General features: G+C 57.0%; 13 protein-coding genes. 8 read left to right on the forward strand and 5 right to left on the reverse strand.

Translation table 11 applies throughout. The features are described from left to right. Positions 1 to 264: 264 nt before the first annotated feature. The gene (chaA, locus tag ACL2XF_RS07725; RefSeq protein WP_410014971.1) at positions 265 to 1359 is read right to left on the reverse strand and encodes a sodium-potassium/proton antiporter ChaA; all 1095 of its coding nucleotides are present in this window, start codon (positions 1357 to 1359) and stop codon (positions 265 to 267) included. A 414-nt stretch (positions 1360 to 1773) separates the two neighbouring features. Here chaA and chaB point away from each other — a divergent pair, with 414 nt between their 5' ends. Further along, entirely contained in the window at positions 1774 to 2004 is a 231-nt protein-coding gene (chaB, locus tag ACL2XF_RS07730; protein WP_413722917.1) for a putative cation transport regulator ChaB, read from the forward strand. A gap of 259 nt (positions 2005 to 2263) precedes the next feature. After that, positions 2264 to 2971, forward strand: a complete 708-nt coding sequence (locus ACL2XF_RS07735) for a gamma-glutamylcyclotransferase (RefSeq protein WP_410014973.1) — start codon at positions 2264 to 2266, stop codon at positions 2969 to 2971. A gap of 140 nt (positions 2972 to 3111) precedes the next feature. On the opposite strand, the gene ACL2XF_RS07740 is transcribed toward ACL2XF_RS07735, so the two are convergent. Further along, positions 3112 to 4407 carry an acyltransferase family protein gene (locus ACL2XF_RS07740; protein WP_413728385.1) on the reverse strand — a complete coding sequence of 432 codons (1296 nt, stop codon included), beginning with the start codon at positions 4405 to 4407 and terminating at the stop codon, positions 3112 to 3114. Between the two features lie 240 nt (positions 4408 to 4647). On the opposite strand from ACL2XF_RS07740, the gene ACL2XF_RS07745 reads away from it, so the two are divergent. From ACL2XF_RS07745 to spy, 4 genes are all read left to right on the forward strand, one after another. After that, positions 4648 to 6066: a YchO/YchP family invasin gene (locus tag ACL2XF_RS07745; protein ID WP_413728386.1), complete on the forward strand. Its 1419-nt coding sequence runs from the start codon at positions 4648 to 4650 to the stop codon at positions 6064 to 6066. Positions 6067 to 6559: 493 nt separating this feature from the next. Continuing rightward, positions 6560 to 7660 (forward strand): arginine N-succinyltransferase, encoded by a 1101-nt coding sequence (gene astA, locus ACL2XF_RS07750; RefSeq protein WP_413722915.1) that lies wholly within the window; start codon positions 6560 to 6562, stop codon positions 7658 to 7660. After that, a complete protein-coding gene (gene astB / locus ACL2XF_RS07755) occupies positions 7644 to 8984 on the forward strand; it encodes an N-succinylarginine dihydrolase (protein ID WP_410014977.1) in 1341 nt (446 codons plus the stop codon). The genes astA and astB overlap by 17 nt, the downstream gene beginning before the upstream one ends. Before the next feature lie 403 nt (positions 8985 to 9387). Continuing rightward, positions 9388 to 9879: an ATP-independent periplasmic protein-refolding chaperone Spy gene (gene spy, locus ACL2XF_RS07760; RefSeq protein WP_410014978.1), complete on the forward strand. Its 492-nt coding sequence runs from the start codon at positions 9388 to 9390 to the stop codon at positions 9877 to 9879. A gap of 50 nt (positions 9880 to 9929) precedes the next feature. Here the strand turns inward: spy and nadE are convergent, their stop codons facing one another. After that, entirely contained in the window at positions 9930 to 10754 is an 825-nt protein-coding gene (nadE, locus tag ACL2XF_RS07765; protein ID WP_410014979.1) for an ammonia-dependent NAD(+) synthetase, read from the reverse strand. Positions 10755 to 10984: 230 nt separating this feature from the next. On the opposite strand from nadE, the gene osmE reads away from it, so the two are divergent. Beyond that, the gene (gene osmE, locus ACL2XF_RS07770; protein WP_410014980.1) at positions 10985 to 11317 is read left to right on the forward strand and encodes an osmotically-inducible lipoprotein OsmE; all 333 of its coding nucleotides are present in this window, start codon (positions 10985 to 10987) and stop codon (positions 11315 to 11317) included. 120 nt (positions 11318 to 11437) lie between these two features. Here the strand turns inward: osmE and katE are convergent, their stop codons facing one another. Both katE and ACL2XF_RS07780 read right to left on the reverse strand, forming a co-directional pair. Then, positions 11438 to 13711, reverse strand: a complete 2274-nt coding sequence (gene katE / locus ACL2XF_RS07775; protein WP_413722914.1) for a catalase HPII — start codon at positions 13709 to 13711, stop codon at positions 11438 to 11440. A gap of 165 nt (positions 13712 to 13876) precedes the next feature. Beyond that, the gene (locus ACL2XF_RS07780; RefSeq protein WP_413728387.1) at positions 13877 to 14446 is read right to left on the reverse strand and encodes a metal-dependent hydrolase; all 570 of its coding nucleotides are present in this window, start codon (positions 14444 to 14446) and stop codon (positions 13877 to 13879) included. Between the two features lie 300 nt (positions 14447 to 14746). Here ACL2XF_RS07780 and ACL2XF_RS07785 point away from each other — a divergent pair, with 300 nt between their 5' ends. After that, on the forward strand, positions 14747 to 14971 hold the full coding sequence (locus tag ACL2XF_RS07785) for a hypothetical protein (protein WP_413722912.1): 225 nt from the start codon (positions 14747 to 14749) through the stop codon (positions 14969 to 14971). Positions 14972 to 15273 lie beyond the last annotated feature (302 nt).

A 15273-nucleotide genomic window follows, 5' to 3' on the forward strand; every position in this document is an offset into this window, starting at 1 on the left:
GTGCGGTCCGTCGTAAAGAGACACTAAAATACCAGTTATGATGAACGGAACACCAGTGCTACATCATCAAATAGGTGAAAAAGAACCGATATGGCGAATATTTTGCTTAAAATTCTTTCTTATCAGCGGAAGAAAGGGTTTTATCGCGCCGGGTAAGGGAAATACCGGTTCGATTTTTTTATCTCGCCGGTAGACGAGTACGGGGCCCTGGAACGGCGGACGCCCGCTAACCCCTTCAATATGAGGGAGGAAATGCCGTCGGCCCTACAGCATGAGGGTCATCACATAAGCACCGAAAAGCGCCAGATGCGCGGTTCCGTTCAATACATTGGTACGGCCGGTTGAAAAGGAGATTTGGCACAGGATCATGGCGGTTAACAACACCACCACTTGCGGCATGCCCAGGCCGAACGCCAGCGGATGGCCTGTCAGGATGGCGATGATGGTGACGGTGGGCACCGTGAGGGAAATGGTGGCGAGCACTGAACCGAAAAACAAATTCATGGCGCGTTGCACCTGGTTTTTAAGCACCGCCCTGATGGCGCCCAGGCCCTCGGGCGACAGGATCAGCAGCGCGACCAGGAAGCCGGTGAATTGTTGGGGCGCATGCAAATCACCGAGCAGTTGTTCCAGCGGACCGGCGTTGAACTTGGTCACGGTTACCACCGCCAGCAGATGCAACAGTAGCCAAATGCCGTGCCATTTGGAGCTGTGTGCGGAGGGTTTGCCGTGGGAATCATCGTCGTCGCCGTCTTCATGCTCGTAGATAAAATAGCGTTGGTGCGTTTTAGTCTGTATCAACAGGAATACGCCGTACATGGCGGCGGAGATAGCGGCGGCAAACAGTGCCTGGGCGATGCTGAAATTGCCATCCGGCAGGGCCGTGGGCAGCACCAGCACAATCACCACCAGCGGGATGATGGCCATCAGGTATTGCTTGATGCCGGCCAGGTTCACCGACTGGGTGGCGAATTTACGCCCGCCCAGCAGCAGGGAAAAACCGACCAAGCCGGTAGTGACAATCATGATGACCGAAAACAGGGTATCGCGCATCAGGCCGGGCGAGGCATTGCCGGTGGCCATCAGCGCCGAAATCAGGCTCACCTCGAGGATCACCACCGACAGGCTGAGGATCAGCGAACCAAAGGGTTCTCCCAGCCGGTGCGCCAGCACGTCGGCATGGCGCACGACGTTAAACGCGCTGACAAGGATGGCGATGAGGGCGATAAGATTGATGATGACCGTCACGGCGAAAGTGGGCGTGGCGCCCCATACTATCAATACCGCCAGCGCTGCAATGGGAAACAGCAGGGTATATTCCTTGTGACGCGTTTTGATCCCCTGATCGGCGGATTTCATGATAGGTAATCTCCTTGCAAAGAGTCAGGCTTGCTACCGGTTATCATTATAACCAGGCGCCAACGATAAAATTTATGGAATAAGCCTACCAGAAAACGGCTGTATAAAATGTCAAGTTATGTATAAATATCCGTCTTGAAGAAAATAATCCGGAAGCGATGGGAAAAACAGGCTATAAGATGATTTTTATCGGGCAAGTCACATTATAAGCTAGTAAAATACAAAAAATATCCCCTTTAATCATCTTATGTTATTCATCTAATCGTCTTTATCCGCCTGTTTCGTGGCAGTGTGCCTATCAGATATCTATAAATAAATTTATGTGTCCCGTTTTTCCCCCGGCCGGCCTGGCGCGTGCCCGCAAAGTTTCTATACTTAAGTGACACTTAGCCATGTTCGCCAAGGAGACGCACCATGCCCTATAAAAGCAATTCAGACTTACCGGACAGCGTGACCAACGTTTTACCCAAGCATGCCCAGGATATTTATCGCGAGGCGTTCAACCACGCCTGGGATCAATATGCCGATAAGTCGGAGCGGCGCGGGGATGAATCCCGCGAGGAGACCGCGCACAAGGTCGCCTGGGCGGCGGTAAAGCACGGTTACCAGAAAGGCGATGACGATCGATGGCATCCCAAGAAATAACCGGACCTGACGGCCGTCATCCGTTCCCGCCACCTTCCTTCCCGACAGCGGCGGACGCCTAGCGCCGGATTTTAGCGCCGGGTAGGGCCGCTGCTTTTTTAAACGTGATAAAGATCAAACTTGCCAGCGTCCCGATAAACGAATAATGTCATAATGTTCACAATAAAATAATTGACTCTTACATAATTCTTATTGTTAGTGTCGGGTGAACGGCTTTACCTTAGTGTGTGGCGATCGTCAGCCGGGAGAAGAAAAACGAGTGTTAACACGTGACTTTTTACAGAAAGCCGATTGTAAAACCGCCTTCGGCATTATAGACGAGGCGCTGTTACTGTCCCCTGAACAACGTCATGCCTCATTGCAATGTACGCTTTCCCGCAGGCCGGATAATAGCCCGGTGTGGATCTTTGGTTACGGCTCCTTAATGTGGAACCCGATATTTGAAGCCGATAAAGTCAGTCCCGCTACGCTGATGGGGTGGCATCGCGCCTTTTGCCTGCGCCTTACCGCCGGGCGCGGCACCGCCACTCAGCCCGGCAGGATGCTGGCGCTCAAAGAAGGCGGCCAGACCACCGGCCTGGCCTTCAGGTTGCCGGAAGCCAAACTGCATGAGGAACTCGAACTGTTATGGAAGCGGGAAATGCTTACCGGCTGTTATATTCCCACCTGGACGGAGCTTCAACTTGAAGGGGATGAAAAAGTCACGGCGCTGGCGTTTGTGATGGATCCAAAGCATCCTTTTTTTGAAGCGGATACCCGTTCGCAGATTATCGCCCCGCTAATTGCCTGTGCCAGCGGTCCGCTCGGGACCAATGCGCAGTATTTGTTTGCGCTGGAACAAGAGCTGAATAACCACGGGATGCATGATGAATGTATGGTTGAATTAGTAAAACACGTCCGCCAACTGCTGCAGGCGCGCTCCGCTATAAACCGTCATCCCTTTGACGGCTCCCCGCTGGCGCTGTGACATCACCGCCCCCGGTGCGGGGCGCCGGTTACGCAACCGCTGCATATTAAAAACCGCGACTCCCGGCTACGGGGGCTTACCTTGACGACGTCCGGCTTACCTTTTCCCGGCCGGCATTGACCGGGAGGGCCTCGCCGTGCTCAGGAATGGGACCGGTCGGGGGAGCCGATACGCCCGACCCGCGCCTCTTTGGTCAGGTAGCGTGCCACCAGGCGTTTACGCATGCGCGCCACAAACTGTTCCTGGAACAGCACGCATAGCGCGATAGTCGTCAGCATATAAATAAGGTAGCCGCCCAGGGAGGGCTGTACGTCGCCGGCCGCCGCGATGCACCCGGGCCAATCGCTGAAACAGGCTTTGGGATCGCCGCGAAAAAATTGTTCCAGGGTGCGCGCGAGATTGAACAGCGGCACATGCAGCGCAAACATGGACAGCGACGCCGCTCCCAGGCGTGTAGACCAATGCCGCAGCCATTCGCTGTCAGGCGTGCGCGCCAGGGCGCAAAGATAAATCAGCGCGATTTGCGACGGCAGCAGCAGGCCGTTATGCAGCAGGAAATACCAGTACTTGGGGCCATGGGTAAACAGCGCGGCGGCAACCAGGAAGCAGACCAGGATGAAACAGGCCATGGCGCGACGCTGCCAGCGGCTGAGAACCTGTTCTTTTAACCGGGCGCGGCGGAACAAGGCATAACCGAGTATCCCGCCAAAAAACTCCGGCACGCGAAAAATCGGCACCCGCTGCAGCAGCCCGGTATAAGGAATGCCGTATAAATGTTGCCATACCACCCAGGCCGGCGGCAGCAGGTAGAGCGCCCAGATCACCGCCAGCCAGAGCCAGGTCCTGCGCGCGTTCATCAGCCGCGGCGCAAACCAGGGGAAAAGGATATAAAAGAAAAACAGCGTGGAAAGCGACCACAGCGGCGCGTTAAAGGTCAGGAAGTAGGGGTTCCAGGCCTGGAGCATCAGCAATTGTAAAACGCTGTTGAACGCCAGTTGAGCGTTATCCATATAATGGCGGAACAGCTCCGGATTGGTTTGCCCGAGTATGTCATTGGTATCGTAGACCACGAAGCGCACGCTGGCGCCGGGCCCGTCCGGCGGGATCGCCAGCCATTGCATCAGGGCGATGACCAGGATGGAGGACACCAGCGCCACGATATGAATCGGGTAAAGGTTAAAAAAACGTTTGGCCCAGAACGTGGTGGCCGGCTCGCGCAGCTGATTGCCGCGGACGTAGACATGCGCCAGCAGGAAACCGGACAAGACAAAAAAAGAACTGGTGGCGAAAAATCCCATGCTGGTCAGTTCGCCTATTCCCCTGATGCTTTGTAGCTGGGGATAGGTATGGGCGGTATGGTAAAGCATGACATAACAACCGAGCAAAAAGCGCAGCCATTCTAAGCCATTGAATCGTTCCTTTTCTAAGGGTTTCATATCGTTATCTCCGGGCCTTAGTCTTATATGACTTTTTTTGTGGCGGGCAGGTGCCGATTAAAGCATAGCAGCTTAATAATTGTAGTTTAAAATACTGAGCTGGATAGGAGGTTCATGACCGTCACGGGTTTATGGTATAGTGCCTTTCTCGGGTTACTTTATGAGCAGTCCGGCATTGAGCCGGTCATCAAAGCACCATGCCTTGTTTACCGGGTGTGAACTGAGAGGGATATTGTCCTTATGCCCTATGTGCGTCTGGATCAGGTATGCGCTTATTTTCTGCCGCTGGTGGTTGGATGCCTGGGGTGGCTCTCTTTAAGCGCAGCGGCATTGACCACGGATTCGTCCACCTCACAGAATAATTCCGTTGCAGTAAATTCCGAACACCAGAGCCTACCCGATTTAGGCGGCGGGAATTTAAACGAAAGTGAAACGGAAAAGAAACTCGCCACTTTGGCAAAACAGCTGGCCGAGGCGAACAATGACGCCAGCGATCGGTCGTGGCGTTCTTATCTGGTCGAACAGGCAAAAGAAAAAGTGTTGACGCAACTGCAGCAGCAAAGCGAAAGCATGCTGCAGCCGCTGGGGTATTCCAGCATCTCGCTCGATGTCTCGCCCCAGGGCGATCTGGCCGGCAGTTCAGGACAACTGCTGTTGCCGCTGTGGGATAATCCCAACCGGGCGCTGACGTTCAGCCAGGTCGGCGTGCAGGGGTCGGCGCAGGGCGCGGTGGCGAATATCGGCCTCGGGCAGCGCTGGAACGCCGGCCGCTGGCAGGTGGGCTATAACCTGTTTTACGACCAGTTTCTCGCCCATGACTCCCTGCGGCGCGGCGCCGTCGGCGCCGAGGCCAGCGGCGATTATCTCAGCCTGTCCACTAATTTCTATTATCCGTTGTCCGCCATGAAAGCCGAACAAAATTCCGCCAGGTTCCTGCGCCAAACGGCCGGCGGCTATGACCTGACGACGCGCGGTTACCTGCCCTTTTACCGGCAGCTGGGCGCCTCGGTCAAATATGAGCGCTACTACGGCGATAATGTGGATTTGTTTGATAGCGGCAATTATCGTAACGACCCCGCGGCGTTTGCATTTGGCGTTAATTATACCCCGGTGCCGCTGATGACCCTGACGGCCAGCCATACGCAGGGCGACAGCGGAGAATCGCAGGATAACTATGCCCTGACGGTCAATTACCGCCTGGGCGTGCCCCTGGAACAACAGCTTTCATCACGCAACGTTGCGCAGGCGCACACGCTGCGCGGCAGCCGCTATGATTTGGTGGCGCGCAACAATGCCCCGGTGCTGGCGTTCCGGCAACGAAAAACGCTGTCGGTTTTTCTCGCCACCCCGCCCTGGTCATTACACAGCGGTGAATCCCTTGAGCTTAAACCCGAGGTCGTCGCCCGCAATACCATTACCGCCGTCAGTTGGCAAGGCGATACCCACGCCCTGAGCCTGACGCCGCCCCCCCGCAGCAATCAGCCCGACGGCTGGACGATTATCATGCCGCAATGGCATGACGAGGCGGGAGCCAGCAACGAATATCATCTCTCGCTGACGGTGGAGGATGAAAAACAGCAGCGCGTCACCTCGAACTGGATTGTGCTGAAAGTCGACCCGCCGTTAGCGCTCGGAACCGCCGGCGCGGTCTTCGATTAGCCGGGCCTGGCTTACCGCCCGCGCATTATTGCGCGCCTGGAACACAGGGCCGGCGCCCTGCCATGGTGCGTTACTGCACTTTTTTAAAGCGCTGGCGCCAAGAGGGCGATGCCGCGCCGGCGTTTCGCACTTTTAATCCGTCTCTCCGGCCCCACTGTCACCCGCTGCGACGGGGTGCATAAATTATTCCCTTTAAGCGCGCAACCCCGCCGGCAATGCATAATATTCATTTTTTATTCATTAAAAATGAATAATGATGTCGTGTAACTTATTGTTTTTAAAGACACCAATAAATTTTATTCATTTATCTGGCTATAGCTGGCACGTTGTGTGCAATCTATACTCATTATCAGCTGGCGTGTTTGCCCGTGACTTGCAGGCAGGGAAAGGCCCGGCACGTTATCGGCAACCCGGCGCCCTTTTAGGTGCCCGTTTATCGTGCGATCGGTTGAAAACCGTTTTATGCCCCATGGCGTGGCGAGGAGTAGTAATTATGATGATCATCCGACCGGTAGAACACCGTGACCTGCTGGATATCCTGACGCTGGCGGGCAAGGCCGGCGCGGGACTGACCTCCCTGCCGGCGAATGAGGAGGTTTTGGCGGCCCGCATCGATCGATCGGTGCGCACCTGGCAGGGCGGCCTCGCGCGCGGCGAGCAGGGATATCTGTTCGCGCTGGAAGACAGCGACCGGGGCAAGGTGGTCGGGGTCAGCGCCATCGAGGTGGCGGTGGGCCTCAAGGAACCCTGGTATAATTTCCGCGTCGGCACCCTGGTGCATGCCTCCACGGCGTTAAATGTTTATAACGCCGTGCCGACCCTTTACCTGAGCAACGATCATACCGGCCTGAGTGAACTCTGTACGTTATTTCTCGATCCCGACTATCGCCATGGCGCCAACGGCCAGTTGCTGGTCAAGGCGCGGCTGATGTTTATGGCGGCCTTCCGCGATTATTTCGGCCAGCGCGTACTCGCCGAAATGCGCGGCTATTGCGATGAACAGGGCTATTCTCCTTTCTGGGCCAATCTGGGCCAGCGGTTTTTTTCCATTGACTTTGCCCGCGCCGATTATTTAAGCGGTACCGGCAACAAGGCGTTTATTGCCGAACTGATGCCCAAGCATCCGCTGTACGTGGATTTCCTGGCGCCGGAGGCCCGCGCAGTCATCGGCCGGGTACACCCGCAGACCGAGCCGGCCAGGGCGCTGCTGGAATCCGAGGGGCTGCGTTACCAGGGATATATCGATATTTTCGACGGCGGCCCGACGCTCGAGGCCGAAATTGATCAGATTCGCACGGTGCGCGACAGCCGCAGGGTGACGGCGCAAATCATGGCGGATGACGACGCCGGGCGCCACAATCAAGACGCCGCCTGGTGCCTGTTGGCCAATGAGGACTACCAGGGTTTTCGCGCCGTGGCCTGCCGGTGTGAAATCGGCCGCGAATCACTGGAAATTGACCTTGCCACGGCCGCCGCGCTCGGCCTGGCGCCGGGGCAAGCGCTGCGGGCGGCGACGCTGTATGCGGACGGCCGCACGCGCGCGGGCTCAACCTCACCACAGCAAACAGGATGTGCCCATGCAGCATTGTGTTGAAGCGAACTTCGACGGTCTGGTCGGCCCCACCCATCATTATGCGGGCCTCTCCTTCGGCAACGAAGCCTCGACGCGCCACCGGCGCGAAGATGCCAATCCGCGACTGGCCGCCCGGCAAGGGCTGGCCAAAATGAAAGCGTTGTCCGACGCGGGATTTATGCAGGGGGTATTGCCGCCCCATGAACGGCCGCATTTAGCGTATTTGCGGCGTCTGGGCTTCACCGGCAACGACGCGCAGATCCTGGCGCAGGTGGCGCGCGACCACCGGCAATTGTTGTCGATACTCAGTTCCGCGTCGGCAATGTGGGTCGCCAACGCGGCCACCGTCAGCCCGTCGGCGGACAGCGCCGACGGCCGGGTGCACTTTACCCCCGCCAACCTGCATAATAAATTCCATCGCGCCATAGAGGCCGAAACCACAGGGGCTATCCTGCGGGCGGTGTTTCGAGACGCGCGCTTTTTCCGCCACCATGAGGCGTTGCCCCAGTCCGCGCTGTTCGGCGACGAGGGCGCGGCAAACCATAATCGCCTGGGACGTTATGATTCCCCGGGGGTACAAATGTTCGTGTATGGCAAAAGCGGCCTGGAGGCGGGCAGCGAACCGGGGCGTTATCCCGCCAGGCAGACGCGTGAGGCCAGCGAAGCCGTGGCGCGCCTGCATCTGCTGGCGCCGGAACGTTGTCTGATGGTCCAGCAGGATCCCGCCGTCATCGACCAGGGCGTATTCCATAATGACGTGATTTCCGTCAGCAATGAACAGGTGTTGTTTTATCATCAACAGGCGTTCGCCGGGGGAGAGGGGGTCCGTGAGCGGCTAAGCCGCGCGCTGGCGCAGCTCGGCCAGGAATTGACGGCGCTCGAAGTGCCGGCGCGGCGCGTATCCGTGGCCGACGCGGTGGCGACCTATTTATTCAACAGCCAGTTATTAAGCCGCCGGGACGGCAAGATGACTATTGTGGTGCCGCAGGAGTGCCGCGAGCATGATGGCGTCTGGGCATATCTTAATGAGCTGGCGGCCGAAGGCCGGGCGATAGACCGGGTGAGCGTCGTCGATTTGCGCGAGAGCATGCGTAACGGCGGCGGTCCGGCGTGCCTGCGTTTGCGCGTGATCCTTACTGCGCAGGAGCAGGGCGCGGTGAATCCCGCCACGCTGATGACGCCGGCGCTGTTTGACCGCCTTAACCTCTGGGTCGACAAGCATTACCGCGACCGGCTGAATCAGGACGATCTGGCGGATCCCTCGCTGCTTAACGAGGTTCGCACCGCGCTGGACGAACTGACGCAGTTGCTGGACCTGGGCGCGATTTATCCATTCCAGCAATAAATCCATGGCTCAGGGAACCGCGCCATGGGGCGCGCTTGCCTAGGCCGCCTTGCCCGGGCCCGCAACCGGCGGGCTTGATTTATAATATGCGCCATCGGTAAATACAGAAAATAATCATTGCGGCGCGGCGGCTAGAGAAATTACTGAATATTCGTTGGCGGTGAGTAAAGTAAGAGTTATCATATTGACGTGGCTAAAACCTCATTTTATTGCCACGGAAAATAACGCTTTCCACACATAAAATCCATATTTTCTCCATGATTGCCTTAAAAGTGAGTTTCAGGCTTTAAGTTATTTACTTTTACTCGCATTACTTGAAGATAACGCGAGTACACTTATATCTGTAACGAACCCTGCCGGCGAAATTATTTTGCGGCAGACAATAATCAGATATGAGGAAATTATGCGCAAATTAACTGCTTTATTTATGGCTACTACCCTGGTGTTAGGTTCAGCTCAGTTAGCCGTCGCCGCGGACAGCAGCGCTACCGCGGCGCCAGCCGGCGATACCGCGCAAGGCGAAATGCATCATAAAGGCGGTATGCAACATCAGCGCGGCCCTATGATGGACCATATGTTTAAGGATCTTAAACTCACGGAACAACAGCGCCAGAAAATGCATGACATTGCGCGCGATTCCATGAAAGATATGAAAAAGCCATCGGCCGCCGAGCATCAGCAGATGCATGACGTGATCGCCGCCGACAGCTTTGATTCCGCCAAGGCCCAGGCCCTGGTAAATAGCATGGCGCAGGAACAAAACCAAAGAATGCTCGCCAATCTGGAAATGCAAAACAAGATGTATAATGTGTTAACGCCGGAACAAAAAGCGGAGTTTAATAAAAAATTCCAGGAACGCGCGCAAAAAATGCAGCAGCGCGACGCGACTAAATAAAAGATAGCCAGAAATCATCGTTAAAAAAGCGGCCCGCGGGCCGCTTTTTTTTATCGCCAGAAATCATCAAATACCGTGATTGGCGGATGCCGTTTATGCTCGGTGCGGGCATACCAGCCTTCAATGATCTTCGCCGCCTCGGGCGCGACGGTTTTCCCTTCCAGGTAATCATCAATCATTTCATAGGTGACGCCGAGCGCCGATTCATCCGGCAGCGCCGGGCGATCCTCCTCCAGATCGGCGGTCGGGGCTTTAAGATACAGGTGCTGCGGACAGCCCAGATAGGCCAATATGGCCCGGCCCTGGCGTTTGTTCAGGCGATAGATGGGATTGATATCCGTGCCGCCGTCGCCATATTTGGTAAAAAAGCCGGTTACCGCCTCGGCCGCATGATCGGTGCCGACCACGATACCCGCGTTCATGCCGGCGATGCTGTACTGCGCTTTCATGCGTTCGCGGGCCTTTTCATTGCCCTTGATAAAATCGCTCAGGGTGATGCCAGCCTCCAGCAGCGCGGCCTCGCTGGCCAGGACGGCATTTTTGATATTTACCGTCAATACGCGATCGGGTTGGATAAAGGCGATGGCATCCCGGCAATCCGCCTCATCCTGCTGCGCGCCGTAGGGTAGGCGCACGGCGATGAATTGGTAGCGCTCATCGCCCGTTTCCCCGCGCAGTTCGCTGATGGCGGCCTGGCAAACCTTACCGGTAAGCGTCGAATCCTGCCCGCCGCTGATGCCCAGCACCAGCGTGTGGATAAAGGTATAGCGCTGCAGATAACGTTTCAGGAAATCGACGCTGACGCGAAATTCCGCGGCCGGATCGATAACGGGTTTTGCCCCTAGCGCTGCAATAATGTCTTGTTGCCGAGTCATGTGTCTATTTCCCTCGCAGGCGTCGCAACGAGTTCGACGCAAAAAAAAAGATTAATTTCCTGATTGTAAAACGAATTGGAATTTAGCGAAAGCATCAGCATGGCTAAAAACGGTTAACGGCCCCGCCGTGGGCGAACGAAAAAAAAGGTGACTTACCGTTGCGCTTAGATTTGTAAAAAAGCCTTTTGTCTTCTACACTTATCCATACATATCAAAATGAGGTGACACTTATGAATAAGAAAATTGTTATTGCCTTTACCGCCGCTACCGCGCTTACCATTCTTTCCGGTTGTACCGTTTACGATCGTGCCGACAGTTATATGAAAAAACCTGTAGTGAGTGATGTCAAAAAAGGCATGACTAAACAGCAGGCCCGTGCTATCGGGGGCATTCCGTCCACCTCCGCCACCATGATTAACGCCCGTGGTACCTGCGACTCCTATGTCCTGGGCACACGCGACGGCAAGCCGATTAACTATTTCGTCAGCTACGACCAAAATAATATTGTCCTGAATAAGGGCTTCCAGAGCTGCCAGGAATACGATACCAACCCGCAAAAATAATGCTGTAATGATCGCCGGGTAGGAAAAGTGATGGGCGATAAGTGAATTTTTTCACTTATCGCCCATTTCGTTTTTCACCGCCAGGCGCGCGCGACGGACGCCTGGCGGTGACCGCGCCCGCTAAGCCGGCACGCCGTCAATTTTGCTAATCCGCGACCATACCCGGTGCAGCTTCAGCTGATCCAGAAAATCCTGCATCAGCCGGCCTTGTGTGGCGGCGCCTTCACAAATGCCGTCCTCCGGCAGATCGGTCAGCCCCAGGGGCTGTTTAAACCGATTGGCGTCACCGCTAAGGCCGATGACTTTCAGATGCTTGTAGGCTTCCAGAATATAATGCCGCGCGGCGCCGCTGAGCAGCAAGGCGTCCAGGTTGCCGTCCGGCACGATAACCCCGTCGACCGTAATCGAGGGCGATCCGTCAAAGGTGGCGTCGATAGGCAGCGTAGAGCCGTCGTTCGCCACCACGTTGCCGCCGTGCGAGGCCAGTATTTTGGCATGCACGCCTTCCGCCTTCAGTGCCTGCAATGCCTCCAGCACGTCGGCGGCGTCGACGCCGTCGCTGACCAGCAGCGCCACCTGGCGGCCTTTCAGCGCGCCGCTGCCGGTGGCATACAGGCTGAGGGTCGGATCTTGCGCTACGCCATTGACCGGTTTGGGCGGCGGCGTGTTAAGCGCATCGTCGGAAAGCCGGATGCCGAGTTTGGCGGCGACCTGTTTGGCCAGCTCCACGTCGACGCGGGTCAGCAAATCCACGACTCGCTCGCGAATATAGGCGCGGCCGACCTTGCCCAGCTCAAAGCTGAAGGCATCGACGATATGCTGCTGCTCGGCCGGGGTCTGGCTGAGCCAGAACAGGCGGGGATGCGAGAAGTATTCCAGGAACGAGTCGCTGCGCTCGCGAATTTTATGGCCGTCCACCCGTTCCTGATAAGACGCGAAACCGCCGTTTTCCGCCGCCGGCGCGGTTTCCCGCGGCCAGTTATCATTGATGGAGTTGGGTCCATGGGCGGCGGGATTGGTGTCTATATCCTGGCGGTGCATACCGTCGCGCTGGAAATTATGATAAGGACAGACCGGACGGTTTATCGGGATTTCATGGAAGTTCGGCCCGCCGAGCCGGCTGATTTGCGTATCGGTATAAGAGAATAACCGGCCCTGCAGCAGCGGATCGTTGGTAAAATCAATGCCGGGCACGATGTGGCCGGGGTGAAACGCCACCTGTTCGGTTTCCGCAAAAAAGTTATCCGGATTGCGGTTCAGCGTCATTTTACCCACGATTTCCACCGGCACCAGCGCCTCGGGGATCAGCTTGGTGGGATCGAGCAGATCGAAGTCGAACTTATGCTCGTCTGCTTCCGGTATCAGCTGCAGGCCCAGTTCGTATTCCGGATAGTCGCCGGCCTCGATGGCGTCCCACAGGTCGCGCCGGTGGAAATCAGCATCCTTACCGGCCAGTTTTTGCGCTTCATCCCAGACCAGCGATGCTTTACCCGCCAGGGGTTTCCAATGGAAACGCACAAAGGTGGCTTTGCCCTGGGCATTGATCAGGCGGAAGGTGTGGATGCCGAATCCTTCCATGGTGCGGTAGCTGCGTGGAATGCCGCGGTCGGACATGGCCCAGAAGACATTGTGCAGGGTTTCCGGCTGAAGGGAGACGTAATCCCAGAATGTGTCATGCGCGGAACCGCCCTGGGGCATTTCGTTATGCGGCTCGGGTTTGACCGCATGCACGAAATCCGGGAATTTAACCGCGTCCTGGATAAAAAATACCGGCGTATTATTGCCCACCAGATCGAAGTTGCCTTCCTGAGTATAAAATTTAGTGGCGAAACCGCGGATATCGCGCACGGTGTCCGCCGACCCGCGGGAACCCTGTACCGTGGAAAAACGTACGTATACCGGCGTTTTCACCGCCGGATCGCTGAGAAATCCGGCCTTGGTGATCTCGGTCAGCGGACGGTAGACCTCAAACACGCCATGTGCGGCGGAGCCGCGGGCGTGGACGATACGTTCGGGGATGCGCTCATGGTCAAAATGGGTGATTTTTTCGCGCAGGATAAAATCTTCCAGCAGGGTCGGTCCGCGCTTGCCGGCGCGCAGCGAATTCTGGTCGTCGGATATTTTTACGCCCTGATCGGTGGTCAGGGGTTGCTGATACCCTGATTTACGATGCGGCTGTAGCGCGTCAAGCTTGGCATTGCTGTTTTGCGGGCTTTTAACCGAGCCCGATACGGTGGGTTGTTTACCCGGCTCCGATGTGCCGGGCTGCGCCAGATGGCTGTTGTCGTCCGGCGCGAGATGGCCCAGCCCGGGCTGCGCCGAACTGCCGTCGGGGGCGGGGGCCTGATGGGTTAGGGGGGTTTTGCCTTGTGAAGGATCGGTGGGTTTTGACATAGTCGATTGCTCCTCTTACCAGTGTAATGGCAAACAGTGGCTGGTCCGCGGTTATGGTTATCTGAGCGGTAGATCAACTATAGAACAGTTTTTTCGGGGAACCGGCGCGCAGCGCGCAATTGCCCGGTATTTTCTGAAAAGATGATATTGTCTGCAAAACGGCTATTAGAAATTACCGCGCACCTTGGACCATAACGCCGCAACGGAATCCGGGATGGGCATGCGGGTGCCCAGCGGCGCGCCCTGCGGATGCTGCACGGCGAAAATCAGCACCGCCACGCACAGCACCCGCTCAAGCTGGTTGCCTTTTTGCGGATACAATACCGGCAGGCGGAACCGCCAGCGGCAGGGCCAGAGCAGCGGAACGCCGGCCGGCGTCAGCATATCGGCGAGAATATGGCTGAGATAACCAATGATCATGCCGTGGAACGCGTCCAGCGGGATAAGCATTCCCGGGTCGAGTTTCAGGGTAAAGAGCACGATGCTGGCGATGATGGCCAGCAGGCTATGGGTAAAACCGCGATGACCGAAGACGCGGGCGATGGGCAGCGAGATCCACTGCAGGCGTTGGCCGAGGAAGGAGCGGGGATGATCGATGTCGGGCAGCAGGCAGGTTACCAGGCCGCCGGCCACGATATGCCACCAGTCGCCGTGGGCAAGCGCGGGCGAGAGCTCCATTTTTTTGGCTAAAATGGTGCTCGCCAGAGCGAAGATAAGATGCCCTTCAGCGGTCATAGCGGATGCGATCGGTTAAACTGGTCATTTGTCCAGTATAAAGGAATCCGTCGGCGGCGGGAATAGGTTACCTTGTAACAAATAAAAAACCCCGCGGCGCGGGGTCTTGCCACCGGGTTTATCCAGTGCGGGTGATAGCGGGCCTTTTGCGCCATGGTGCCTCGTTCGGGCGGGGAAACCCCACCCGATAAAACGCCATAGGGACAGATTCCGTTTCATCCGCTGTGTGTCGATTTGGCGATCGCCGCCCTGGGGTGTTATGCGGCCGATAGGGTCTGGTGATATTGGACAGCCGTGCAGATGGCTGTCGCCGCGGTGAGGGTTTCGCTGGCGGTTTTCAGGGTGATGTCTGTGGTCGCAGTGAGGGTTTTGCTGGCGGTTTTCAGGGTGATGTCGGTGGCCGCAGTGAGGGTTTCGCTGGCAGTTCGCTGGGTGATCTATGTCGCCGCGGTGAGGGTTTTGCTGGCGGTTTTCAGGGTGATTATGGGGCCGCAGCGTGAGTTTCGCTGGCAGTTCGCTGGGTGATCTATGTCGCCGCGGTGAGGGTTTCGCTTGCCGTGCGTTTGGCGGTTATATGGAATGCCGGGTGCCGGCAAGCGACAAAGAGGCCGTACCGCGACGGCCTCCTTGACCTCCGCGCGCCCGGCAGGTCGCGCGTCGCTGTGCGATGCCTTCCGTCGCCCATGCCCCCGTGATGCACCGGCCCGGTATGCGCTCCCGGCGCAACCGGGCCTTTCGCCGCTCCCGGCGGCTCATGCCGGGGTCACAGACGCCGTCAGCGCGCTTTATGCCGGTCCACATGTCGCTGTTGGCAATGCGTTTTATGA

The sequence above is a fragment of the Sodalis sp. RH19 genome (genome assembly GCF_047324215.1).
In the GTDB taxonomy this organism is placed as follows: domain Bacteria; phylum Pseudomonadota; class Gammaproteobacteria; order Enterobacterales; family Enterobacteriaceae; genus Acerihabitans.

Coding starts and splice junctions, on each gene's coding strand:
- chaA (WP_410014971.1), bottom strand. CDS start 1,359: ATGAAATCCGCCGATCAGGGGATCAAAACGCGTCACAAGGAATATACC.
- chaB (WP_413722917.1), top strand. CDS start 1,774: ATGCCCTATAAAAGCAATTCAGACTTACCGGACAGCGTGACCAACGTT.
- ACL2XF_RS07740 (WP_413728385.1), bottom strand. CDS start 4,407: ATGAAACCCTTAGAAAAGGAACGATTCAATGGCTTAGAATGGCTGCGC.
- ACL2XF_RS07745 (WP_413728386.1), top strand. CDS start 4,648: ATGCCCTATGTGCGTCTGGATCAGGTATGCGCTTATTTTCTGCCGCTG.
- astA (WP_413722915.1), top strand. CDS start 6,560: ATGATGATCATCCGACCGGTAGAACACCGTGACCTGCTGGATATCCTG.
- astB (WP_410014977.1), top strand. CDS start 7,644: ATGCAGCATTGTGTTGAAGCGAACTTCGACGGTCTGGTCGGCCCCACC.
- spy (WP_410014978.1), top strand. CDS start 9,388: ATGCGCAAATTAACTGCTTTATTTATGGCTACTACCCTGGTGTTAGGT.
- nadE (WP_410014979.1), bottom strand. CDS start 10,754: ATGACTCGGCAACAAGACATTATTGCAGCGCTAGGGGCAAAACCCGTT.
- osmE (WP_410014980.1), top strand. CDS start 10,985: ATGAATAAGAAAATTGTTATTGCCTTTACCGCCGCTACCGCGCTTACC.
- katE (WP_413722914.1), bottom strand. CDS start 13,711: ATGTCAAAACCCACCGATCCTTCACAAGGCAAAACCCCCCTAACCCAT.
- ACL2XF_RS07780 (WP_413728387.1), bottom strand. CDS start 14,446: ATGACCGCTGAAGGGCATCTTATCTTCGCTCTGGCGAGCACCATTTTA.
- ACL2XF_RS07785 (WP_413722912.1), top strand. CDS start 14,747: ATGGCTGTCGCCGCGGTGAGGGTTTCGCTGGCGGTTTTCAGGGTGATG.